The 24540-nt window shown below is 50.3% G+C and carries 20 protein-coding genes; 11 read left to right on the forward strand and 9 right to left on the reverse strand.

Annotated elements, in window-relative coordinates; genetic code table 11:
- Window positions 1-65: 65 nt before the first annotated feature.
- Complete coding sequence (gene htpG, locus BRW83_RS04670) at window positions 66-1988, reverse strand: molecular chaperone HtpG (protein ID WP_005881144.1); 1923 nt, start codon at window positions 1986-1988, stop codon at window positions 66-68.
- A gap of 263 nt (window positions 1989-2251) precedes the next feature.
- Here htpG and BRW83_RS04675 point away from each other — a divergent pair, with 263 nt between their 5' ends.
- Window positions 2252-3415, forward strand: coding sequence for an aminotransferase-like domain-containing protein (locus BRW83_RS04675; protein ID WP_005881143.1), 1164 nt, complete (start codon window positions 2252-2254; stop codon window positions 3413-3415).
- A 65-nt stretch (window positions 3416-3480) separates the two neighbouring features.
- On the opposite strand, the gene BRW83_RS04680 is transcribed toward BRW83_RS04675, so the two are convergent.
- Window positions 3481-4395 (reverse strand): branched-chain amino acid transaminase, encoded by a 915-nt coding sequence (locus BRW83_RS04680; RefSeq protein ID WP_186447520.1) that lies wholly within the window; start codon window positions 4393-4395, stop codon window positions 3481-3483.
- A gap of 207 nt (window positions 4396-4602) precedes the next feature.
- On the opposite strand from BRW83_RS04680, the gene BRW83_RS04685 reads away from it, so the two are divergent.
- The 5 genes from BRW83_RS04685 to BRW83_RS04705 all read left to right on the forward strand — a co-directional run bounded on the left by BRW83_RS04685 (window position 4603) and on the right by BRW83_RS04705 (window position 9429).
- A complete protein-coding gene (locus tag BRW83_RS04685; RefSeq protein WP_005881141.1) occupies window positions 4603-5805 on the forward strand; it encodes a phosphoglycerate kinase in 1203 nt (400 codons plus the stop codon).
- A 22-nt stretch (window positions 5806-5827) separates the two neighbouring features.
- Window positions 5828-6892 (forward strand): class II fructose-bisphosphate aldolase, encoded by a 1065-nt coding sequence (gene fba / locus BRW83_RS04690; protein WP_005881140.1) that lies wholly within the window; start codon window positions 5828-5830, stop codon window positions 6890-6892.
- A 101-nt stretch (window positions 6893-6993) separates the two neighbouring features.
- Window positions 6994-7506: a 5-(carboxyamino)imidazole ribonucleotide mutase gene (purE, locus tag BRW83_RS04695; protein WP_005881139.1), complete on the forward strand. Its 513-nt coding sequence runs from the start codon at window positions 6994-6996 to the stop codon at window positions 7504-7506.
- 14 nt (window positions 7507-7520) lie between these two features.
- Window positions 7521-8399, forward strand: a complete 879-nt coding sequence (locus BRW83_RS04700) for a phosphoribosylaminoimidazolesuccinocarboxamide synthase (protein WP_005881137.1) — start codon at window positions 7521-7523, stop codon at window positions 8397-8399.
- Window position 8400: 1 nt separating this feature from the next.
- Window positions 8401-9429, forward strand: a complete 1029-nt coding sequence (locus BRW83_RS04705) for an L-threonylcarbamoyladenylate synthase (RefSeq protein WP_005881135.1) — start codon at window positions 8401-8403, stop codon at window positions 9427-9429.
- A gap of 64 nt (window positions 9430-9493) precedes the next feature.
- Here BRW83_RS04705 and BRW83_RS04710 read toward each other — a convergent pair whose 3' ends face one another.
- Complete coding sequence (locus BRW83_RS04710) at window positions 9494-9997, reverse strand: universal stress protein (protein ID WP_081442200.1); 504 nt, start codon at window positions 9995-9997, stop codon at window positions 9494-9496.
- Between the two features lie 278 nt (window positions 9998-10275).
- Here BRW83_RS04710 and msrA point away from each other — a divergent pair, with 278 nt between their 5' ends.
- Window positions 10276-10809 (forward strand): peptide-methionine (S)-S-oxide reductase MsrA, encoded by a 534-nt coding sequence (msrA, locus tag BRW83_RS04715; RefSeq protein ID WP_005881131.1) that lies wholly within the window; start codon window positions 10276-10278, stop codon window positions 10807-10809.
- A gap of 68 nt (window positions 10810-10877) precedes the next feature.
- Here the strand turns inward: msrA and BRW83_RS04720 are convergent, their stop codons facing one another.
- A complete protein-coding gene (locus BRW83_RS04720; RefSeq protein ID WP_005881130.1) occupies window positions 10878-12101 on the reverse strand; it encodes an SAM-dependent methyltransferase in 1224 nt (407 codons plus the stop codon).
- Window positions 12102-12596: 495 nt separating this feature from the next.
- On the opposite strand from BRW83_RS04720, the gene BRW83_RS04725 reads away from it, so the two are divergent.
- A complete protein-coding gene (locus tag BRW83_RS04725; RefSeq protein ID WP_036603892.1) occupies window positions 12597-13367 on the forward strand; it encodes a tRNA threonylcarbamoyladenosine dehydratase in 771 nt (256 codons plus the stop codon).
- Here BRW83_RS04725 and thpR read toward each other — a convergent pair.
- The 5 genes from thpR to BRW83_RS04750 all read right to left on the reverse strand — a co-directional run bounded on the left by thpR (window position 13334) and on the right by BRW83_RS04750 (window position 18092).
- The gene (thpR, locus tag BRW83_RS04730) at window positions 13334-13948 is read right to left on the reverse strand and encodes an RNA 2',3'-cyclic phosphodiesterase (RefSeq protein ID WP_005881126.1); all 615 of its coding nucleotides are present in this window, start codon (window positions 13946-13948) and stop codon (window positions 13334-13336) included. The genes BRW83_RS04725 and thpR overlap by 34 nt on opposite strands.
- Before the next feature lie 71 nt (window positions 13949-14019).
- On the reverse strand, window positions 14020-15432 hold the full coding sequence (locus BRW83_RS04735) for an MATE family efflux transporter (protein WP_005881124.1): 1413 nt from the start codon (window positions 15430-15432) through the stop codon (window positions 14020-14022).
- Window positions 15429-17180: an ArnT family glycosyltransferase gene (locus tag BRW83_RS04740; RefSeq protein WP_005881122.1), complete on the reverse strand. Its 1752-nt coding sequence runs from the start codon at window positions 17178-17180 to the stop codon at window positions 15429-15431. The genes BRW83_RS04735 and BRW83_RS04740 overlap by 4 nt, the downstream gene beginning before the upstream one ends.
- An 83-nt stretch (window positions 17181-17263) precedes the next feature.
- On the reverse strand, window positions 17264-17524 hold the full coding sequence (locus BRW83_RS04745; RefSeq protein ID WP_005881121.1) for a type B 50S ribosomal protein L31: 261 nt from the start codon (window positions 17522-17524) through the stop codon (window positions 17264-17266).
- Window positions 17525-17759: 235 nt separating this feature from the next.
- Window positions 17760-18092 carry a hypothetical protein gene (locus BRW83_RS04750; RefSeq protein WP_145814991.1) on the reverse strand — a complete coding sequence of 111 codons (333 nt, stop codon included), beginning with the start codon at window positions 18090-18092 and terminating at the stop codon, window positions 17760-17762.
- 189 nt (window positions 18093-18281) lie between these two features.
- On the opposite strand from BRW83_RS04750, the gene ompR reads away from it, so the two are divergent.
- The 3 genes from ompR to purL all read left to right on the forward strand — a co-directional run bounded on the left by ompR (window position 18282) and on the right by purL (window position 24506).
- Window positions 18282-19031, forward strand: a complete 750-nt coding sequence (gene ompR / locus BRW83_RS04755; protein WP_005881119.1) for an osmolarity response regulator transcription factor OmpR — start codon at window positions 18282-18284, stop codon at window positions 19029-19031.
- An 11-nt stretch (window positions 19032-19042) separates the two neighbouring features.
- The gene (locus BRW83_RS04760) at window positions 19043-20428 is read left to right on the forward strand and encodes an ATP-binding protein (RefSeq protein ID WP_005881117.1); all 1386 of its coding nucleotides are present in this window, start codon (window positions 19043-19045) and stop codon (window positions 20426-20428) included.
- Between the two features lie 124 nt (window positions 20429-20552).
- Window positions 20553-24506, forward strand: coding sequence for a phosphoribosylformylglycinamidine synthase (gene purL / locus BRW83_RS04765; RefSeq protein ID WP_005881115.1), 3954 nt, complete (start codon window positions 20553-20555; stop codon window positions 24504-24506).
- Window positions 24507-24540: the final 34 nt, after the last annotated feature.

Below are 24540 nucleotides of genomic sequence, written 5' to 3' on the forward strand. Positions count from 1 at the left end.
TAAAATGAAATTGCAGGGATGAAAAAAGCCCGGAAACCGGGCTTTTTTACAGATATAAAGTGAAATCAATCACTTTTTTTCCCGACTGAATCGAGAAGCATGTTGTTCATCAGCTTGACGAAGGCAGCCGGATCGGCAAGTGCACCACCTTCGGCCAGAACGGCCTGATCGAACAGGAGATTTGTCCAGTCGTCGAAATGTTTGTCTTCGTATTTGAGACTTTGAACGATTGGATGATTCGGATTGATTTCCAGAATCGGTTTCATGTTCGGTACCTTCTGGCCTGCGGCTTTCAGCATTCTCTGGAGATTGCCGGAAAGGTCTTTTTCATCCGCGATCAGGCACGTTGGCGAATCGGTCAGTCTGACAGTAACCCTGACGTCTTTGACTTTTTTCCCAAGAACCGTTTTCATTTTTTCAATCGTATCCTTGAAATCGGTCTGGTTTTCCTCGTTCTGTTTCTTTTCTTCCTCATCGGCCAGTTTCAGAAGATCAAGGTCGCCCTGCGCGACGGACGCCAGATTTTTTTCATTGTATTCCGTCAGGAAAGAAAGCATCCATTCATCCACACGGTCGGTCAGGATGAGCACTTCGATGCCTTTCTTGCGGAAGATTTCCATATGAGGACTGTTTTTCGCGGCTGTGTAATTTTCTGCGGTGATGTAGAAAATACGGACCTGGCTGTCTTTCATCCTCGAAATGTAATCGTCCAGCGAAACGTTTTGTACGTCCGAATCATTGTGCGTGGAAGCGAAGCGCAGCAGTTTTGCGATGCGTTCCTTGTTGCCCGGGTCTTCCCCGACGCCTTCTTTCAGGACCTGTCCGAACTGGTTCCAGAAAGTGGTGTAGAGTTCTTTCTTTGCCGGATCGTCAGATTGGGCCAGTTCTTCCAGCATGGTCAAAACGCGACGGGTCGAACCCTCGCGGATCATTTTGACGTCCCGGGATTCCTGCAGGATTTCACGGGAAACGTTCAGGGGCAGGTCGTTTGAATCGATCACGCCACGGACGAAACGCAGGTAAACCGGCATCAGCTGTTCCGCGTCATCCATGATGAAAACACGTTTGACGTAGAGCTTGATGCCGCCCCGCTTGTTACGGTCCCACAAGTCGAAAGGCGCTTCTTTCGGGATATAGAGCAGTTGATTGTATTCCGTGCGGCCTTCGACCTTGTTGTGCGTCCAGCTCAAAGGATCGTTAAGGTCGTGAGTGATGTGTTTGTAAAATTCGCGGTACTGTTCGTCGGTAATGTCGGCCTTGTTTCTTGCCCAGAGTGCATTGGCCTGATTGACGGTTTCCAGTTCCGTTCCGGTTTTCATCGTTTTCGATTCATTGTCCCATTCTTCCTTCAGCATCTGGATGGGAAGGGAAACATGGTCGGAATATTTGCGGATGATGGCTTTCAGGCGCCAGTTGGTCAGGAAATCGTCTTCGCCTTCACGCAAGTGAAGTGTGATGTCCGTTCCGCGTTGGGCCCTGTCGATTTTTTCTACCGTAAAGTCGCCTTCACCAGTCGATTCCCATCGGATGCCTTCGCTGGCTGGCAGCCCTGCGCGCCGGGATTCAACGGTAATTTTATCTGCAACGATAAAGCCTGAATAAAAACCGACGCCGAATTGTCCGATCAGAGCGTCGTTTTTCTTCTGGTCGCTCGACAGGCGCGCCAGAAATTCTTTCGTCCCGGATTTGGCGATCGTACCCAAATGGGCAATTGCCTCATCCCGGCTCATCCCGATACCGTTATCGGATATGGTGATGGTTCTGTTTTCCGGAGAAAATGAGATCCGGATTTTCAGATCAGGATCGTGTTCCTGCAGTTCAGGCTTGTCCAATGCTTCGTAACGGAGCCGGTCGATGGCGTCCGATGCGTTGGAAATGAGTTCGCGCAGGAAAATTTCCTTGTTGGAATAAAGAGAGTGGATCATCAATTGCAGAAGCTGTTTCACTTCTGCCTGAAAGCCCATGGTTTGTTTTTCCGATTCAGCCATTTTTACCTCGTATTTACCTCGTGGAAAGCGATATTAAATGAATGAAACCCATATAGGGGTTTATACCGTATATTTCAAGGGGTATCCAGTGCACAGGGCTATATTGCGCATTTTCAATGTCCAACATTTGTCAGGATGTTTTGTATTTGCCATAAGAAAATGCCGCAATCGGCAGGCGAATGTTATTTCCTGAACCCTTTTTTCAGTATCGCTCCGGTATGAGTGGCGCTATAATCGGATAAAACAATTACGATACTATTTACATGAAGTACTCTGACCGAATCCTCAATACCCCTTCCTCGTTTATCCGCGATATCCTGAAAGTGACCGATGCACCGGACGTCATTTCTTTTGCGGGAGGCCTGCCCAATCCGGTTTCTTTTCCGATCGGCGATTTGCAGGAATCGATTGAAGGGGCCATCAAAAAAAACGGAAGCAAACTGTTCCAGTATTCCACGACGGAAGGTTATCTGCCCTTGCGGGAAATGATCGCAGCCAAATATCGCCGGAAGTTCAATCTGGACGTTAATCCTGAGGATGTACTGATCACGAACGGTTCGCAGCAGGCGCTGGAACTGCTCGGCAAGGTCATTCTGAACAAGGGTGATCAGGTATTGATGGAAGAACCGGGTTATCTGGGCGCCATTCAGGCTTTTTCCCTGTGCGAACCTCAATTTTTGTCCGTGACTCTGGAAGAAGACGGCCTCGATCTGGTGAAACTGGAAGAAATGCTGAAAACGAATCCGGTCAAGCTGATTTACTGCGTACCGAATTTCCAGAATCCGACCGGTTTGACGTATTCGCTGGAAAAAAGAAAAGCCATGCGTGACATTGTTTCGAAATATGATGTTGCGTTCATTGAAGACGATCCATACGGCGAATTGCGTTTCCGGGGGGAATCACTGCCCTATATCGGCGCAGGCCATATGGAAAACAGCATTTTGCTGGGAACGTTTTCCAAAACGGTCACGCCGGGTATGCGTCTGGGTTTTCTGATCACGAAAAATACCGAGTTGATGCGCCATCTGGTGACCGCCAAACAGGGCAGTGACCTGCATACGAACATTTTCACGCAGTATGTCATTCATGAATATCTCATGAATAATCCCTATGCAGAGCATGTCAAAAAGATTATCGCCCTGTATGAGGAGCAGGCCACCGCCATGCTGGATGCGATGGAAGCGTATTTCCCGAAAACGGTTTCATGGACGAAGCCTGAAGGGGGGATGTTCATTTGGGTAACGTTGCCGGAGGGATTGTCGGCACTGGATGTTTTCCAGAAAGCGATGGAAAAGAAAGTGGCTTTCGTGCCGGGCGATCCGTTTTATACCCACAAGCGGGGCGTCAATACATTCCGCCTGAATTATACGAATGCAACACCGGACGTGATCCGGGAAGGTATCAAACGGCTGGGCAGTATTTTGTAAAAGAAGTCATTGAAATAAAAAAGCGCAAATGAAAATTTGCGCTTTTTTTTTAACTGACAATCGAATCAGACCGGACTCAGCCAATGGGCATATTTCGGCGCTTTTCCGGCAACGACGTCGAAAAAGAGGGACTGGATTTTTTCGGTGATCGGGCCACGGGAACCGCTCCCGATTCTCCGGTTATCGAGTTCACGTATCGGGGTGATTTCTGCTGCGGTGCCAGAAAAGAAGGCTTCGTCGGCACAATAGACTTCGTCGCGCGTAATGCGTTTCTGAATGACTTCAAAGCCGAGATCGTTGGCCAGAGTGATAACCGTATCGCGAGTGATACCGTCGAGGCAGCTTGCCAGATCCGGAGTATAGAGTTTCCCGTTTTTGACGATGAACACATTTTCACCGGAACCTTCGGAAACAAAGCCTTCCGTGTCGAGTAACAGGGCTTCGTCGTAACCGTCGGCAGTGGCTTCCTGATTGGCGAGGATCGAGTTGATGTAATAACCGGATGCCTTGGCGCGAACCAGCGACACGTTGACGTGGTGACGGTTGTATGAAGAGACCTTGACACGGATGCCCTTGTTGATGCCGTCGTCTCCGAGATAGGCGCCCCAGGGCCATGCGGCGATGGCGGTATGGATGGTGTTCTTTTTCGCGGATACGCCGAGCATTTCGGAGCCGACCCAGATGATCGGGCGGATGTAGCCTGATTCCAGATGGTTGGCTCGAATGACTTCTTTTTGCGCTTCCATCAGTGTGTCCATATCGTAAGGGACGTTCATCTGGAAGATTTTCGCCGAATTCAACAGGCGTTTTGTGTGTTCCGGCAGGCGGAAGATGGCGGTTCCGTTTTGTGTCTTGTATGCGCGCACGCCTTCGAACACCGACATGCCGTAATGTAAAGAGTGAGTCAATACGTGGATGGTGGCGCTTCGCCAGTCAACGAGTTGTCCATCCTGCCAGATTTTTCCATCACGGTCATGCATTGGTGACATGAGAATTTCTCCTGAATTTCAAGTCAAAAATTCAATTCTAATCGAAGAGATGTCTTGTTCAAAAGAATTATGTTTACAAGCTCATATTGTGTGACTTTTTTGCTTATGAGATATGACAATCAGTGGCCCTTAAAATGGCTATACAGGGTTGGTGTACGGTAAAATAAAGAATTCTTTCACTTTCCATGGTCATTACCTATGCAAACTGAACCTTCTTTCAAACGTCTTTCCGATCTGGTGGATAAAGGCGAGCTGCAGGGAAAACGTGTTTTTATCCGTTCAGACCTGAATGTTCCGCGCGACGCTGACGGCAATATTACTGAAGATACCCGTATCCGCGCTTCAATGCCTGCCATCGAAGAGGCATTGAAAGGCGGTGCTGCGGTTATGGTGACGTCGCATCTGGGTCGTCCTAAGGAAGGCGTTTTTTCCGAATCGGAGTCGCTCGCGCCTGTTGCCAAACGCATGTCGGAATTGCTGGGCAAGCCGGTTGAATTGAAACGTGACTGGATCGATGGGGTGGACGTGAAACCGGGGCAGGTCGTTCTGTTGGAAAATGCCCGTTTCAACAAGGGTGAAAAGAAAAACGACGATGATCTCGCCAAAAAGATGGCAGCCTTGTGTGACGTATACGTCAATGACGCTTTCGGAACAGCCCATCGCGCCGAAGCGACGACTTACGGTATTGCCAGATATGCGCCTGTTGCCGTTGCTGGCCCTTTGCTTGCCGCTGAACTGGATGCGCTGGAAAAGGCTCTGAAAAGTCCACTGCGCCCCATGATGGCGATCGTCGGGGGTTCCAAGGTTTCCGGGAAACTCGAAGTGCTGAAAACGCTGGCTGACAAGGTCGACAGTCTGATTGTCGGAGGTGGTATTGCCAATACATTTTTGCTGGCTGCCGGTTATCCGGTCGGGCGTTCGCTGATCGAGGAAGATCTCATCGATGAAGCCAAATCGATCATGGCGAAAATGAAATACCGCAAGGCAACGGTACCATTGCCGGTTGATGTGGTGACGGCCAAGGAATTTGCCGCCAGCGCACCAGCTGTCGTCAAAAAGGTCGCTGATGTCGAGCCGGATGACATGATTCTGGATATCGGCCCTGAAACGGCGAAACTCTATGCCGACCGCATTGCCAAATCCGGAACGATTGTCTGGAATGGTCCGGTTGGTGTTTTTGAATTCGATCAGTTTGCAGGCGGTACGAAGACCGTTGCCGAGGCGATTGCCAATTCACGGGCTTTTTCGATTGCAGGTGGCGGGGACACGCTGGCTGCTATCGCCAAATACAATATTGCCGACAAAATGGGGTATATCTCGACTGGCGGTGGCGCTTTTCTGGAATTCCTGGAAGGGAAAACCTTGCCTGCTGTCGAAATCCTGATGCAGCGCGCACAATAAATATAATCAAGGAGAAAAACGGATGCCTATCGTATCAATGCGTCAATTACTGGATCATGCCGCTGAAAACGGCTATGGTCTGCCTGCGTTCAACGTCAATAACCTTGAACAGGTTCAGGCGATTATGGAAGCGGCTGCCGAAGTCGATTCACCTGTCATCATGCAGGCTTCCGCAGGTGCCCGACGCTATGCCGGTGAAGCTTTTCTGCGCCATCTGATTGAAGCGGCTGTCGAGGCTTATCCTGATATTCCGATTGTGATGCATCAGGATCATGGCCAGTCGCCTGCCGTTTGCATGTCGGCCATCCGTTCGGGTTTCAGTTCGGTCATGATGGACGGTTCCCTGTTGCCGGACGGCAAAACGGCGGCGGATTATGATTACAATGTTGAAGTGACGAAAGAAGTCGTCAAGTTTTCCCATGCCGTCGGTGTGACCGTTGAGGCGGAACTGGGGGTTCTGGGTTCGCTGGAAACCATGAAGGCTGACAAGGAAGACGGTATCGGCGCTGAAGGCACGATGACACGGGAACAGCTGTTGACCAATCCGGATCAGGCCGTCGATTTCGTTGCCCAGACCCAGTGCGATGCACTGGCGATTGCGATTGGTACGTCACATGGCGCATACAAATTCACCCGCAAGCCGACAGGCGACATTCTGGCGATCGATCGCCTGAAAGAGATTCATGCCCGTTTGCCGAATACGCATCTGGTCATGCACGGTTCGTCTTCCGTACCTCAGGAATTGCTGGCATTGATTCGTGAATACGGTGGCGACATTCGTGAAACCTATGGCGTTCCGGTTGAAGAGTTGCAGGAAAGTATCAAATTCGGGGTCCGCAAAATCAATATCGATACCGATATCCGTCTGGCCATGACAGCCGCGATCCGCCGTTATCTGATGCAGAATCCATCGCATTTCGACCCGCGTGAATATCTGAAGGCCGCAAAGGAAGAAGCGAAGAAAATGTGTATTTCACGCTACGTCGCTTTCGGTTCGGCTGGACAGGCATCGAAGATCAAGCCGATTCCTCTGGAAAAGATGGCGGAAAAATATAAAAAAGGCGAACTCGCCCAAATCGTGAAATAATATCGTTTTTCCAGAAAAAGTAGCACAATACGCAGGTGCGTTCGATGTCGGACGCACCTGCCTTGTTTTCAGCGCAAGTTTTTGATTGATTGAGTATAAAAATGGTAGATACAAATAAAGAAGACGAAAAATTGGTCGGTATCGTCATGGGTTCCACTTCCGATTGGGACATCATGAAAGAAGCGGCAAAAATGTGTAAGGACTTTGGCGTTTCTTTCGAAGCACGTGCCTTGTCGGCTCACCGCACTCCGGAAGAACTGGCCGAATGGATGACCAGCATGGAAAAACGCGGTTGCCGTGCATTTATTGCCGGTGCAGGCGGTGCAGCCCATCTGGCCGGTGTTGTCGCTTCCCATACCATTCTGCCGATTTTCGGCGTACCTATCCCGTCCAAATACATGAAGGGACTCGATTCCCTGCTGGCAACGGTCCAGATGCCAAAGGGCATTCCCGTTTCCACTCTGGCGATCGGGGAAGGTGGCGCTGCCAATGCCGCGCTGGCTGTTATTTCCGTTCTGGCCTTAAATGACGACAGCCTGAAAGACAAACTGAAGGCTTTCCGTGTCAAACAGTCGGAAAAAGTCCGTCAGGCCACTCTGCCTGAACTCGACTGAGAAAGAGGTGCAATATGCCAGGATTAATGAAAACGCAAATCAAATCCCTGCCTTTTCTGCATCGCGGAAAAGTCAGGGATATTTACGCTGTCGGTGACGATAAACTCCTTGTTGTCCAGACCGATCGTCTGTCCGCTTTCGACGTCATTATGGAAGATCCGATTCCGAACAAGGGCCGTATTCTGACAGCGATGTCGAATTTCTGGTTCAAAAAATTCGGTCATCTGATGCCCAATCACATGACGGATATCGATCCTGAATCGCTTGTCGCTCCTCATGAGCGCGATCAGGTCAGAGGACGCGCAATTGTCGTCAAAAAATACAAGGCTATTCCGATAGAAGCGATCGTTCGCGGCTATATCATCGGTACTGGCTGGAAAGATTACCAGCAGACCGGAGCCATTTGCGGCATTAAATTGCCGGCTGGACTGAAAGAAGCCCAGAAATTGCCGGAAGTGATCTTCACTCCTTCGACCAAAGCTGATGTCGGTGAACATGACCAGAATATCTCATTTGAAAAAATGAAGGAAATCGTCGGTGCCGAAGTCGCTGAAAAAGTCCGGGAAATGGCCATTACCCTGTACAGGGAAGCGGCTGAATTTGCGGCGACGAAAGGCATTCTGATCGCCGATACCAAATTCGAGTTCGGTATGGACGATGACGGAAAAATTTATCTGATCGATGAAATCCTGACGCCCGATTCTTCCCGTTTCTGGCCTCTCTCCAGTTATGAAGTCGGCATGTCACCCCCGTCGTTCGACAAACAGTACGTTCGTGACTGGCTGTCCGCCCAACCGTGGGATAAAACAGCGCCTGCTCCACGTCTGCCGCTTGAAGTCGCAGAAAAAACGACTGAAAAATACAATGAGGCATTGCGTCTTTTGACGGCTTGATATGGCTAATGATGTTTCTGACGATGTAAGGGCAGCTGCCCGGATGCTTGAATCCGGGCAGCTGGTCGCTTTTCCTACCGAAACGGTGTACGGTCTGGGAGCCGATGCCGAAAATGCTGTGGCGACAGCCGCGATTTTCGCGCTTAAAAACAGACCGGCCAATCATCCACTGATCGTTCATGTCGCCCCTGACGCCGATATCGGATACTGGTCTTCTTATATACCGGATGAGGCGAAAAAGCTGATAGATGCTTTCTGGCCCGGTCCGTTGACCCTGATCCTGAAAAAGGCTGCACATATCCCTGCTGCTGTCGCAGGCGGTCAGGATTCCATCGGTTTGCGTTGTCCTTCCCATCCGGTTGCACAGGCTCTTTTGAGAGCTTTCAAGGGTGGAAAGGGCGGGATTGCCGGCCCTTCGGCCAACCGTTTCGGGCACGTCAGTCCAACCAGGGCAGAGCATGTCAGGGAAGAATTCGGTGACGACCCCCGTTTGGCAGCCATTCTGGAAGGTGGCCAAAGTGAGGTTGGAATCGAATCGACGATTCTGGATTTATCACGCATTGAAACTGCTGGCCCTGTACTGCTTCGTCCCGGAAAAATCCATTCCCTGCAGATCGCTGAAGTCATCGGGAGAATGCCGGAAATGCCTGATGCCGCCGCGCCGCGGGCTTCCGGTACGCTGGCTTCCCATTATGCACCCTTGACACCGGTGGTTATCGTACCCGAAAAGGACCTTACTTCCGTTCTGAAGCAGCTTGAAAAGAAAAACATTCGGGTCGCATTGCTGCATTATTCGTCACTGTCTTCCGACAGAAAACAGCCGCTGGTCAAACAGACAGGCCTGTTTTGTTCGCCCGACGTGTATTCCCATCAGTTGTATGCTTCTTTACGCGAACTGGATCGCCATCGGGCCGATGTCATTCTGGTCGAGGCAACTCCGGATACGGAGGCATGGAAGGGGGTTAACGACAGACTGCGCCGTGCGGCATATAACGGACAGGGCATTCTTGAAAAATGGCTTCTTCCCTGAGCCATTCGCAATGCAAGGGACTAAAAAAACTTCACCGGTAATATAACCGGTGAAGTTTTTTTTATCAGATTCTTGGACTGATATAGGTTTTCGCTTTTTTAGGCACCTGTTCTTTTTTGACCTTGTAAACCAGAACCGGAATCTGGCTTGCTGCAAGGACCTTGGAAGCTACGCCGCCCATGAAAAAGTTTTCCCAACCGGTATAACCTCTTGAAGCCATGTAAATCAGATCGCATCCATTCTTCTCGGCTGCGTAAACGATATAACCGGCAGTCGTGTTGGAAATAAAGGTTTCAGACGTAAACTTGACGTTACCGGCTTCGGCTGATTCACGAAGTGGCTGCATGAATTGTTCGGCAGCATGGTTTACGGCTTCTTCATATTCTTTTGCGGTCGGCCAGGATTGAGGCTTGCCGTCGGAAAATTCAAATTCCGAGTTCTGGTTTTCTTTCGCCACATAAACACAAACCACTTCGGCGCCGATTTTCTTCGCCAGTTCAATCCCTTCCATTGCTGCCTGGGTGGCAAGAGGTGATCCGTCAGTTGGGACTAGTATTTTTTTGAACATAATTATTTCCCTTTGAAAAAACTGCGTTAATGGAACAGGATTGTAATAACAGCATTTCAATATCAAAAAATGAACGGTTTAATCATTTTTTGCCTTATTAAAATCCACCGACTACATTTTTATTCTTATGCATTTTTATAAGGCCGTCAATATTCCTTTTGTCTATTTTGAATATGGATCATTATGAAATTTGTCTATATCAAAACGTATTGTTGAAAACGGTTTACTATTCCTGAAAAGATTCATTCTTTAAAACACATATTTATTTGGGGAAATGTATGGCACTCGAAAAAGCGACGTTGGGAGGTGGGTGCTTCTGGTGTCTGGAAGCGATATTCCAGCAGATGAAGGGCGTGACCGATGTAGCTTCCGGATATGCCGGAGGTGAAGTGGATAATCCGACTTATAATCAGGTTTGCAAGGGCTTGACCGGTCATGCCGAAGTGGTTCAGGTCACCTTTGATTCCGATATCATCAGTTACCGGGATTTGCTCACGATTTTCTTTACCATTCACGATCCGACGACGTTGAACCAGCAGGGAAACGATGTCGGGCCACAATACCGGTCTGTTGTTTTTTATCACAACCCGGAACAGAAAAAGATTGCAGAAGAAGTGATCGTGAAGATGGGAGGCATCTGGTCGTCACCTATCGTGACCGAGCTGCTTCCGTTTTCAGGGTTCTTCCCTGCCGAGGACTACCACAAGGATTTCTACAAACAGAATCCGGAACAGGGTTATTGCATTTACGTCATTGAGCCTAAAGTGGCCATGTTCAGGAAATACTTTGCCAATCGCCTGAAAGACCAGTAGGCCAGCCGATATGAAATTGCCCGGTTTGAAACCGGGCAATTCGTAATGACAAGACAGGTCAAACCTGATCAGTCTTTCTTTTCGTACATATAGTTCCGTGACATCGGCAAAAGCGGGGATGTACGTCCGGACTTGATACAGACGACCTGGAAAATGGCGATACGGTCGAGCGCGAATGCATAAGCGCATCCGGCCAGATAGACACGCCAGATCCGGTAGCGTTTTTCATCGGTCAGCTGTTTGATGGCCGGTGTCTTTTCCTCGAAGTTTTCAGCCCAGATGGCACAGGTCTTCGCGTAATGATGGCGAAGGTTTTCGATATCCATCGGTTCCAGTCCGGCTTCCTGCATGTCTTTCAACACGAGGCCGATGTGAGGCAATTCGCCGTGCGGGAAGACATATTTCTCAATGAATTCGCCGCCGCCGAAAGGTGTTTCGCCACTCTCGGGATCGCAACTCGTGATACCGTGGTTCATGCAGATGCCATCGTCGTCGAGCAGATTGTGAATGATTTTGAAGTAATCGACCAGATGTTTCAGACCGACATGTTCGAACATGCCGACACTGGTGATACGGTCGAATTTGCCCGTGACGTCGCGATAATCCTGAATGCGGATATCGATCTTGTCTTCCAGTCCTTTTTCTTTCACGCGCTGGCGTGCCATTTCATACTGATTTTTGGAAAGCGTGATGCCGACGACGTTGGCGCCGAATTTTTCCGCTGCGCGGATGGCAAGCGCTCCCCAGCCACAACCTATGTCCAGCAGCCTGTCACCGGGACGCACGTTAATCTTGGTCAGGATGTGGTCGATTTTCTTGATTTGTGCGGTGGCAAGGTCTTCGTCACCGTTTTCGAAGTATCCGCAGGAATAAACCATGTTCGGATCAAGCCATTCCTGATAGAACTCGTTGGAAACATCATAGTGATAACCGATCGATTCGGCGTCGATCTGTCGAGTGTGGCGTCCACCGAAATAATGGCGGAACCTGGCCGCTGTCGTCGAGGATGGAGAGTCGAAGATATTGGCGAGCGAATTGCCAATGGCGATCATGTCGTTCAATTCGCCCTGGACTTCGAGTTTGCCTTCGACATATGCCGTACCCAGATTGTCCAGCGTCGGTTTCAACAGATAACTTAATGAGGCAAGTTCAGGTATGCGCAAAACAACCTTCGGTTCTTCATTCGGATTCAGGTCATACTTTTGACCGGTCCATAATTCAAGCCTTAAAGGCAAAGCGCTTGTTTTACGGATATCGTTTACCCAGTTTTCCAGTTTTTTTTCCCAGAACACAGCTATCCCTCCCAATGATTTTTTGATCTGAACGTCTTGTAGAGCCCAGTCGTCAGTATTGTTATTTATATCTGTATTTTTCTGTCACCATTGAAATTCTAAATCAGATTTTTTTTCTCCGTAAGGAGGCTGATCCATAATGTTGGAATTTGGGATGGATTCATCTTTTATATGAAATCGGTTTCATATGATGTTCATTCATCATTCCAATCAGAACTTAATGGGCCATTTATTTTATTTATTAAATAAACTCTTGAAAAATAATGCCTTAGCAGATAAAAAAATGGATTATCGGATTTTATTTTTATAATAAGGCTGTTAAAAAGACATTCCAATAAACGATGTTATAAAATAACTGACTTGTGCCGGGTTCTCTGGAAAATAATAGTACAGTCTGCTCGCGCCATTTTTGACATAAAGCGATATGGTCCGAAAAACCCATCCGTTTGTCGCAATTTGACAAAGTGATGGGTGAATTTGATTTTCAGTTTCAGGATGAATGATTTTACGAAATCCGTGCGGTTTGCCGGAACACAGCGTTTATTCGGGGAAGACGGCCTGGCAAGGCTTGGCAACGCCCGTGTTGCCATTATCGGTATCGGTGGTGTCGGTTCATGGGCAGTTGAAACGCTGGCGCGAACCGGTATCGGTAATCTGACTCTGATTGATGGTGACGTGGTTGTCGAATCCAATATCAACCGGCAGATTCAGGCGACCGACAGTACTTTGGGGAAACCGAAAGTCCTTGCTCTTGCTGAACGTATCGCGCTGATCAATCCCGATTGTTTCGTTGAGCCGTTACAGGATTTTGTGAGGCCTGAAAATCTCGACGCGCTTGTCGGCAACAGAAATTTCGATTTTGTCATCGACGCAATTGACAGTGTCAGGGATAAAACGGCTTTGATCGCGTACTGTAAGGAAAAGGCCATTCCACTGGTCACGGTTGGAAGCGCGGGCGGCCAGATGGACCCCACGCGAATCGATATTTGCGACTTGTCCCGGACCCAGCAGGAGCCTTTGCTGGCGAAAGTACGCAAACGCCTGCGTTCACAGTACGGTTTTACCCGCAATCCGAAAAACAAATTCGGTATCGATGCCGTCTATTCGCTTGAGCCGGTCAAATATCCCGGGAATGCCGAACCCGGGCCGAAAGAGAATGTACCGGGTCTGAATCCGGCGGGATTTGGAACGACAATGGCGGTAACGGCCGGTTTCGGACTGGCGGCGGCATCCTATGTGTTACGGCGGATTGCATTAGCTGAATGATCGATTCCATTTGAATTGAATCCTTTTCGTTCATGCAGGATCCGATATTCCGGGTGATTGCCTTTTTCACTGCTTGAAATGGATTGCATCAACACAAGCCGGCTGACTTGCCAGCTTATCGGTGTTTCCATCTTTATCTCCGCTTTTGAAGAACGACGAGCCAGTGTTATATGAGGCCGGAAATTCTCATTTTTATCTTTCAGATAAGCCGGTATCAGAAACTGTCGGGTATCTTCAAACATTCTGGCAAGTTGTGCGGGTGTTTGTTCCGGTCCAATCCAGCTAAGGCCGATTTTCGGAAAGTATCCGATTTTGTCCAGTTTCATTTCAAATGGTTCAAATGAAATCCGGTCAAGGAATCGGTTCAGGGCAGGCAGATTCCTTTTCGGTTGATTGCCCAGAAAAAACAGGGTCATGTGCAGATTTTCCGGAGGCGTTTTTTTACCGGATACATGAATCTGGCATTCCTGAAGTCTTGCGTTCGTCACGTCGTCCGGAATCAGGGCATAAAAAAGACGCAAGAAATCCGGTTGCTTATGCAGAGATTGAGACGATATCTTGTTTGTTTTTGGATTTTGCATGGCATTGTCCAGTGCCAGAGTTTATGCAGGTCGACTTTCCTGCCGGGTTGAATTGCCAGACATGTGAAATCTTATTTTACTGCTGTGTCCTGTTTTTGCAGGCTCGCCTGAAATTGTACTTCAGCTTTCTTTTCCGTTTTTCTCATGATGATGATCATTCCGACAGAAAGAATGACAAGGCTGACGCAATTGCTGAACCAGAAACCGGAAGAACCGGTGATTCTGGGGGGAATATAGTCCGGGAAGAAGTTGAAGGCAAACATGTATCCGCAACCGAGGCCGATACACCAGAGTGTCATGACGTATAACAGGGTCGGGGCGAGCACGACCTTGTACGCACGAAGGACATAAGATGCCGTTACCTGTATGGCATCGAAAAAAAGCAGGCTGCACAGGAACAGAAAAAGAGGAGCCGCATTGGCGGCAACGGTTTCGTTTGATGTGTAAAGGCTGATGATCCAGTCTTTTCCCAGCCAGACGGCACAGGCGACGATAATGGCAAGTATGGCAGACAGCCTGATGCCTGCAAACGATATTTTTCGGGCTATCTCCAGTCGTCGCCCTCCGATGGACTGGGCGACCAGCGTGCTGGTGGCGCTGGCAAGGGACAACGGCAACATGTAAAGGACACCGGAGAAATTGGCGACGATCTGGTGGCCTGCAACGGCATTGACGCCGATCCTGGCAATGAACAGCGCCATGAAAGTAAACGAAGTCACTTCAATGAAATAATTCAGCCCCACAGGGATACCCAGACTTAGTAATTCTTTCAGTGATTTCCAGTTCGGCCAGGCAAAGCCGGTGCCGAACAGATGGAGTATCCGGTAAAACGGGTTGTATCGGAGAATGAGCCAGCCGATCAATAATTCCAGCCAGACAATGATGAATGTGGCGATCGCACATCCCGGCCCCCCGAATGCGGGAATTCCCCATCCTCCGAAGATGAAGAGTGTATTTAAGGGGATTTTCAACAAAAGGCCGGTTACCTGAATGGCCATGACCATTTTTGGTCGCGCCATCGCATTATTCAAGGTGTTGTAAACCAGAAAATTAAGCGAGGCCGGTAATGAAAACGCCAGTATGCGAAGGTACAGCGTCGCTTTTTCGGTCATTTCCGGAGAAGCTTTGGCGATGGAAAAGAGCGGTTGCGGAAAACTGAGCAACAGGGAACCGATGATGGAAAGGAATATGGCGAGCCATACTCCCTGTTTGGCTTCTTTTCCCATTTCGGGAAATTTTCCGGCGCCAAACAGTTGCCCGAATGTCGGCGCGAGCGATTGCATGACGCCGTTCAAGGCAACGTATACACTGATATATACGGATGCTGCGACGGCAAGCGCGCCCAGATCGGTTACCGAATATCTCGAAACCATTGCCGTATCGACGACAGGATTGGCGATGGCAGCCAGCTGGCCGATCCAGATGGGGACGGCCAGCCCGATGATGCTTGAGGTGGGTCTGGATGAAGCGGGTCCTGTTTTCACGGAACGGACTGATAAAGACGGAATCGTTCGCCACGGTCGCTCGGACGGTGGCCTTCCCAGATCAGCTTCATGCCATTATGGGTTTTCGGAGAGGCCGGCCGATTGTATTTGGGAACCCGATCACCGAGGAGCAGGTAATCGCATTTTTCAGCTTCAAAGCCTTCAAAACGGACATTTCCGAAGTAGGCGAAAACGGCGCGTTGGGAGCCGGAGACATTTGTCCTGATACAGCTGTTCCTGTCAGTGACTTTTGCCGCCATTTCGGTAGCGATTCCGGCATAACTTTTATTGTAGTTGATCCATGGCATCCATAATGTTGCGAGCAGTACCCAGCACAGGATGACGCCGCCGGTAGACAGCACGACGGCACGCCACAAAACGGAAGGCTGGCGGGAAAGCCGCCAGTAAACCAGTGCGAACCAGCCAATCGTCACACACAGGGCAACCAGTGTCGCGACCATATTGACTTCAGGTGTGAATCCGGGTGCCAGCTTGGCTGCGTTTTTGGCAATTCCTGCCGGCCAGCCTGTGTTTGCGGCTGTCCATGCTACCCAGATGAACAGGGCACAGATGGTCAGTGTCATGACCGAGAACCAGTCGATGGCGTTGATGGCGCCCCGTTTCATGGTCGGCAAACCCATCGCAGCCAGTATGGCCAGCGGAGGCAGCATGGAAAGCAGGACGGTTTCTTCTTTGCCCGGATTGAAGATGGCGAGAACGAAAAAGGTAATCGTGAACAAAAGAGGCAAGAGGACGTGAGCCGAACGCCATTCGCGACGCCATGCGTAAATGGCCCAGAGGGCATATGGCCATGCGGGCCAGAAAAACCAGATTCCGTTTTTGAAGAAGTATTTGATGGAATCGAAGCTGGGGATGCCGAACTGGCTGGCGTTCCAGACGAGCCATGCGTTAAATGGGGAACTGTTATATGGCCGGGCTGTTTGTTCGGCCAGCCACCAGATGATGACGATTGCAATCGAAACGGTGAAAGCGATCACCAGATTGATGATGTGTTTTTGTCTTGGTGGCTTGCAAAAGAAGATGCCGACGAAAAAGCAGAAAAAGAGTCCGAAAGGGGTAACCAGCCCATTGGTCAGTGCCAGTGCACCCAGTGCCAGTCCCAAAAGACAGGCGTTTTTTATGGAAGGGACATCAAGGTATCTTGCGCAGCGATACAGGTTGTATGCAATCAGGGCGACGAACAATGCCTCGACACTGGTTTCGTGGCTGTGCATCAAAAGGCCAAGACATCCCAGATAAATCAGCAGTGCGCCGTCTGCCAGCATTCGGCCGTATGCGTTCGCTTCAGGTTGTCCGCCAAATGCCAGTCTCATCGGCTGGGCCGAATTGCGCCTGCCCAGTATAAAGGTGGTATGCCAGACGGAATAGGCACCGATCAAAAAGAAACAGAACGGGGCGAGACGGGCGGCCAGAGGCGCTCCCAGAATGCCGCCGAACAGTTTGATGCAGATGGCGCCGAGCCAGAAGGTCAGCGGGCCTGAACCGGCTACAGGCAATCCGGAGATATTGGGCCATAGCCAGTCCTGCCATCCGTGTTGTGCCATGGTCCACATGACACCGAAGTCGGCTGCGTCAGCGTTCTTCCATGGGTCACGCCCGATCAGTCCGGGCAGGATATACAGCAGGCACAGCAACAGGATGCCCCAGCGCGGCAAAGCCAGTGTCGCCGACGCTGACAGGCGTACCGGTTTGGGTGAGGGGATCAGGCTGGGCTGCGTATCGGACATGTGTTTTGTTCTGGTTCTGATTCAGCCAACGGGCTTCTTGGAAAAAAAAAGCAGCCGAAGCTGCTTTTTTCGCTCGGAAAAAATTAGCGGGCAACTTTGGAACCGACGTTGCCGAATTTCTGGCGGAATTTTTCAACGCGACCAGCGGTATCGACGATTTTGTATTTACCGGTGTAGAACGGATGAGATTCAGCTGAAACTTCAACTTTTACGAGTGGGTATTCTTTACCTTCGAACATGATGGTTTCACGCGTTGCAATGGTGGAACGGGTGATGAATTTGAAGTCGCAGGAAACGTCCTGGAACACGACTTCACGGTAATCCGGGTGAATGCCTTCTTTCATTTATTGCCTCTAATATATTGGTAGCCAATCGGCACTTCATTGGTCATGCCTGCTTCGTGACCTGATTGCCAACCACTTGCCTGGTTAAGTCAAATTGGTTTAAAAAAGTCTGCTGAGCCAGCTGAAACTTTTAAACACGCTATTTTGACATAAAATGATTTTATGCGCCAGTTTTGCCGGACTTTTCAATGGCATATGTGCCGATAATGACGTTGCATATAAACGTCAGAAAGAACTATTGATGATAAATGGCTTGCCCGGCCTCATCAATCTGCTGTCTCAGTCGGTTTCGTTCATCCGGAGTCATTCTTTTGCCTTTGTGAAAGCGAGGGGCATCATCGTCCATGCCATGTGTTTTATTCATGTCATGTCCGTAGGCTTCCCGTGTATGCTGGCGTCGGAGGGAACGTTGCAGGTTTCTGTCCGTATGATTTCGGGTTTGTGCCTTTTTATGCTCGATTCTGCAGGCATTCGAGGTGTTTGACCGGTCGCAAACAGGAGCGGCAAATGCCTGATTCAAGCCGAAAAGGAGCAAAATTCCCAAAAGAAATGATGAAATGGTTTTCATGTCTTTTACCGTCATATAATTGTGCAATTCAAAGTTACCGATCGCAATTTTTGACAAGTGTATTCTGTATGGATCGATTCAGTAACGAAAAAACAGTAAAGTTTGTAACTTAATGTAAGGCCATTTAGCTTGTTTTTCTTTTTGGTCTAGTCTGAACATACCGAGAATTTTCTAGTGGACGTATCGAATATGAGTACAGAAGATAAATTGGAAAAACAGGAACGTCAGACAAAAATCCTGGTGGTGGATGACGATGTGCGTCTGAGAGATTTGCTCCGCCGTTATCTGGCTGAAAACGGTTTTGCCGTGACGACGGCTGAAAATGCACAGACCATGAACCGTTTCTGGGTGCGTGAACGTTTTGACCTTTTGGTGCTGGATTTGATGCTTCCCGGCGAAGATGGCCTCTCGATTTGCAGGCGTTTGCGCGGAGGCGGTGACCAGACGCCGATTATCATGCTGACGGCAAAGGGCGAGGATACGGACCGCATTGTCGGGCTTGAAATGGGGGCTGACGATTATCTTCCTAAGCCGTTCAATCCCCGTGAACTGCTCGCTCGCATCAGCGCTGTCTTGCGAAGGAAACGTCCGGATGAAGTCCCCGGATCACCTTCTGAAATGCAGCAGATTTTCAATTTTGGCGAGTTCGAACTGGATCTCGGGAATCGCACGCTCAGGAAAAACGGGGAAAGCGTATCGTTGACGACAGGTGAATTCGCTGTGTTGAAGGCTTTTGCGCGCCATGCGCGCCAGCCTTTGTCCCGTGACAAGTTGATGGGACTTGCAAAAGGCCGTGAATACGAGGTATTCGACCGCAGTCTGGATGTGCAGATTTCACGATTGCGCAAGCTCATTGAACCGGACCCTTCACATCCACTGTATATCCAGACGGTATGGGGGCTTGGTTACGTTTTCATCCCGGACGGTGCTTCTCAATAATCTTCTATGCCATGACCGATTTTTCACAGACGCAAGCCTCTTCTGTTTTGCCGGTGTCGCCGACACCCTGGTGGAAAAGCGGTCTTTTCTGGCGTACTTTCTTTCTGGTCGGTATCCTGCTGATGGTCAGCATGGGAGCTTGGATTGCCAGTTTTCGCATCGAGCAGCGGGGTCCAAGGGCGAGACAGGTTGCAGACCAGATCGTTTCTCTTGTGACGATTACCCGGGCGGCACTGGCGCATTCAGCGCCTGAACTGAGGCGGGAACTCCTGTTCGATTTGGCCAGCAATGAAGGCATCCGGATTTATCCGCTGGAACCGACTGACAAAATCGATCCGGTTACTGATGGAGACGATTTGATGCAGAGCATGCTTCCCGTCGTTCAGCAAAAGATGGGGGAAGATACGATCATTTCGCCGAAGGTCAACGATATGCCCGGTTTCTGGATCAGTTTCCAGCTGGAAGAGGACGATGTTTACTGGCTTCGGCTGGATAACGGCCGGTTGAAGGGGATATCCGGCTTGAGGTGGCTAGGGTGGGGTGGTGTTGTCCTGCTTTTGTCCCTGATAGGGGCAGGCCTGATTTCGCGTCTTTTGAATGAACCGCTTGCGCGACTGGCTTACGCGGCCAGATTGATGGCTAATGGAAAATCCCCCGAACCCCTACCTGAAAAAGGGGTTTCCGAGATCAGGGAAGCCAATCACAGTTTCAACCAGATGGTCAAGGATCTTGAACGGGTCGACTCGGACAGGACGGAAATCCTGGCCGGAATTTCGCACGATTTGAGGACTCCTCTTTCCCGTATGCGGCTCGAGCTTGAACTCTCTTCCCTGTCTGAAGAAAGCAAGGATGGCATGCAGTCTGACATTACGCAAATGGATGCGATAGTAGGACAATTTCTGGATTATGCACGCCTGAACAATCCGGTCAGTACGGAAATCCTCGACCTCGGTTCGCTGATGCATGTGCTGGTGGAAGACGCACAGCGTCATCCTGACATGGACATAGACGCGAATATTGAAGAAGGGCTCCAGATCGCTGCCAGCGAGATCGACATTCGCCGCCTGTTCAATAACATTCTGACCAATATCGATCGTTATGGCCGTTCGGAAGACGGCACTGCCAGAGTGGATGTGGTATGCAGGCGACAGGGTGATGGCGTGTTGATTGAAATCGCCGATCACGGTCAGGGTGTGCCTGAAGACAGTTTCGAGAGGATGTTGCGTCCCTTTACCCGAATGGATGATGCAAGAGGTCAGGCAAACGGTTCCGGTCTGGGGCTCGCTATCGTTTTGCGGATCGCCAAACGTTATCGTGGCCGTGTTTCACTCGACAACAGAAAAGAGGGGGGACTGATCGTTTCCGTTCTGTTTCCTTCCGCCCCTTCCAAAAAATAAAATTCCGGCATAAAGACACGCGGCAAAGCCTTTTTAATGGCCGCACTGTTGCTGTTTTGATGGCAAGGGTATAATAATCAATTCCCGGTTTTTGCCCGAATTTTTCCATTTTTGACTAGACCTTATGCTTATTCTCGCTGGCTCCAATGCCTTGTCCGCCTTTCGCGCCCAAAGACTTTTGTCCGCCCTGCAGGCGATTGATCCTGCCATTACGGGTGTAACGGCGCGCTACCTGCATTTTGTCGATGGCCCCGATACCATTTCGAAAGAAGAGCTTGACCGCCTGAATGCCTTGCTGACTTATGGCGATCCATTTACGGGCAGTGAAAAAGGTGACGAATATGTGGTTGTCCCGCGCATCGGAACGATTTCTCCCTGGGCTTCCAAGGCGACGGATATTGTCCACAATTGTGGAATGAACGATATCAAACGGGTGGAACGCGGCACTTCATATCGTATCCAGCGCCCCAAAAAGGGAGCACCCCTTTCGGAAGACGTTCGTCTGCAGTTGATGGACAAACTGCATGACCGCATGACAGAAATGGTTCTCGAAAAACGCAAGGATGCCAAGGCCCTGTTTCAGGAACTCGAAGCGAAACCACTTGAATATGTCGATGTCGTTTCCGGTGGAAAAGACGCACTGGTCAAGGCCAATGGCGAGTTGGGTCTTGCCTTGTCTGACGATGAAATCGATTACCTTTTCGACGCTTTTTCCAGGGCAGGCCGCAATCCGACAGACGTTGAACTGATGATGTTCGCACAGGCAAACAGCGAACACTGCCGTCACAAGATTTTCAATGCCGACTGGACGATCGATGGCAAGGACCAGTCCAGTTCGCTTTTTGCGATGATCCGCAATACGCATGAAAAACACCCTGAAGGCACGATTGTCGCCTACAGTGATAATTCCTCGATTATCGAGGGCAAAAAGGTCATGCGCTTTTATCCACAGAGCGGACAAAACGATTATATCTATCGTCCGAATGAAGAATTGGCTCATATTCTGATGAAGGTGGAAACGCATAATCATCCGACGGCGATTTCTCCATTCCCGGGCGCGGCTACCGGTTCCGGCGGTGAAATCCGTGATGAAGGCGCCACGGGTCGCGGTGCGAAACCGAAAGCCGGTTTGACCGGTTTTACCGTTTCCAATCTTCAATTGCCTGAAGCACAGCGTAGCTGGGAAAACACGGCTGACGCCACCAAAGATGAAAAAACGGATGATCAGGCCGTTTATGGCAAGCCTGACCGGATCGCCTCTCCATTGCAGATCATGATCGATGGCCCTATCGGCGGTGCGGCGTTCAATAATGAATTCGGCCGGCCGAATCTGACGGGGTATTTCCGGACTTACGAACAAAATGTGGACAATCAGGTGTTCGGTTATCACAAGCCGATCATGCTGGCAGGTGGTATCGGTTCCATTTCGGACTTGCATACCAGAAAGAATGAATTGCCGGTTGGCACCTTGCTGATCCAGCTGGGTGGCCCCGGTATGCGTATCGGCATGGGAGGAGGTGCCGCTTCGTCAATGGCGACAGGTGCCAATACGGCCGATCTGGATTTCGATTCGGTACAACGCGGCAATCCTGAAATGCAGCGTCGTGCGCAGGAAGTGATCAACGCCTGTTGGGCGATGAAAGACAAGAATCCGATCCTGTCGATTCATGATGTGGGCGCAGGTGGCTTGTCGAATGCCTTCCCGGAAATCACGAATGACGCCAATCGCGGTGCGGTATTCGATTTGCGCAATGTCCCGCTGGAAGAGAGCGGTTTGTCGCCACGTGAAATCTGGAGCAATGAGTCGCAGGAACGCTATGTTCTGGCGGTCGGACAGGAAAGCATTCAACTCTTCGACGATTTGTGCGGCCGTGAACGCTGTCCGTACTCCATCGTCGGGGTGGCAACGGAAGAAAGACAGCTGAAAGTCGTCGATCCCGAATATAAGAACGAACCGGTCGATATGCCGATGGATGTGTTGCTCGGCAAACCGCCGAAAATGCATCGTGACGTAACTCACGTTGCCCACGATTATCCAGCCATCAAGCTCGACCATCTCGATATCGACAAGGTCGCCAAAGACGTGATGCTCCTGCCAACGGTGGGCGACAAATCGTTTCTGATCACGATCGGCGACCGTTCGGTTGGTGGCATGACGAGCCGTGACCAGATGGTCGGACCCTGGCAGGTGCCGGTTGCAGACTGTGCTGTGACGCTGATGAGTTTTGAAGGCTACGCAGGCGAAGCGATGGCGATGGGCGAAAGGACACCTCTGGCCGTTATCGACGCTCCGGCTTCGGGTCGTATGGCAATCGGTGAGGCGCTGACCAATATCGCGTCCGCTCCAATCAGGGACATATCGGATATCAAGCTGTCGGCCAACTGGATGGCAGCGTGTGGACAACCCGGTCAGGATGCAGCCCTGTTCGATACCGTCAAGGCAGTCGGCATGGATTTGTGCCCGGAACTGGGAATCAGCATTCCTGTCGGCAAGGATTCGCTCTCGATGAGAACGACATGGAAAGACGGGGAACAGGATAAAGATGTGATGTCGCCTGTTTCACTGATCGTGTCCGCCTTTGCGCCGGTGCCGGACGTGCGTGGCGCATTGACGCCTCTGCTGAATACGGATGTCGGTGAAACAGTCCTGCTCCTGATCGATCTCGGACGCGGCAAGAACCGTATGGGCGCTTCCGCTCTGGCTCAGGTCACGCAACAGATCGGGTCAATCGTGCCGGATGTCGACAGTGCCGACGATTTGAAGGCGTTCTTTGCCGTTATCCAGAAACAGAACAGGGAAGACAGGATTCTGGCTTACCACGACCGTTCGGATGGCGGTCTTTTTGCCACATTATGCGAAATGGCATTCGCCAGTCGCTGTGGACTGTCGATCGATCTGGATTCGGTTGTCGATGCTGCTGTCGATAAAGGCACTGACAAGGAAAATGTTCTGTCGGCACTGTTCAATGAGGAATTGGGTGCGGTCATCCAGATCCGTGTTGCCGATCTCAGAAAAATAAAGATGGCGCTGAAAAGGGCGGGACTCGACAAGGCAACGCACGTTCTGGGTACCGTCACTGAAGGTGAAACACTGCAATTCAATTTGCGCGGTATGCCGGTTTGTACGCATTCCCGCGTCAACCTGCACCGTTTGTGGAGTGAAACAAGCTGGCGAATCGCCCGTTTGCGCGACAATCCGGAATGTGCCGATATGGAATACGACCGTATTCTGGACGTAAGCGATACGGGAATGGCTCCTCTGGTGACTTTCGATATGGAAGAGGATATCGCCGCCCCGTTTATCGGCAAGGGCGCACGTCCACAGGTTGCGATCCTGCGTGAACAGGGCTCCAACTCGCATGTTGAAACCGCGTATGTCATGCACAAGGCCGGTTTCGAAGCGATTGATGTCCATATGAGTGATTTGATCAGTGGACGTATGTCGCTGGACGATTGCAAGGGGCTGATTGCTGTCGGCGGTTTTTCCTACGGTGATGTACTGGGCGCAGGCGAAGGCTGGGCGAAAACGATCCTGTTCAATGATATGCTGAAAGAACAGTTCGAGACTTTCTTCATCCGTCAGGATACGTTTGCATTGGGTATCTGTAACGGGTGCCAGATGATGAGCAGTCTCGCCTCGATTATTCCGGGAGCGGAAGACTGGCCGAAATTTGTCCGTAATCGTTCGGAACAGTTTGAAGCGCGCTTCACGATGGTTGAAATTCAAAAATCACCGTCCATTTTCTTCAACGGTATGGAAGGCACAAGAGCGCCGATCGTTGTCTCGCACGGTGAAGGACGCGCCGATTTCTCGCAGCAAGGGAATATGGACAAGGCACTGGTTGCCATGCGTTACGTCGACCATAAGGGCATGCCAACGGAAATGTATCCGATGAATCCGAATGGTTCGCCAGAGGGTATGACGTCGGTGACGACAGCCGATGGCCGCTTTACGGTATTGATGCCTCATGCCGAACGGGTCTTCAGGACAGTACAGCAATCCTGGGCGCCTGATTTCTGGGCGGAAAGTTCTCCCTGGATGCGTATGTTCCGCAATGCCCGCAAATGGATGGGCTGATGACGTGACTGGTTGGAACCTGAAAAACAGCCTG

The organism is Oxalobacter formigenes (assembly GCF_002127965.1).
Lineage (GTDB): Bacteria > Pseudomonadota > Gammaproteobacteria > Burkholderiales > Burkholderiaceae_D > Oxalobacter > Oxalobacter formigenes.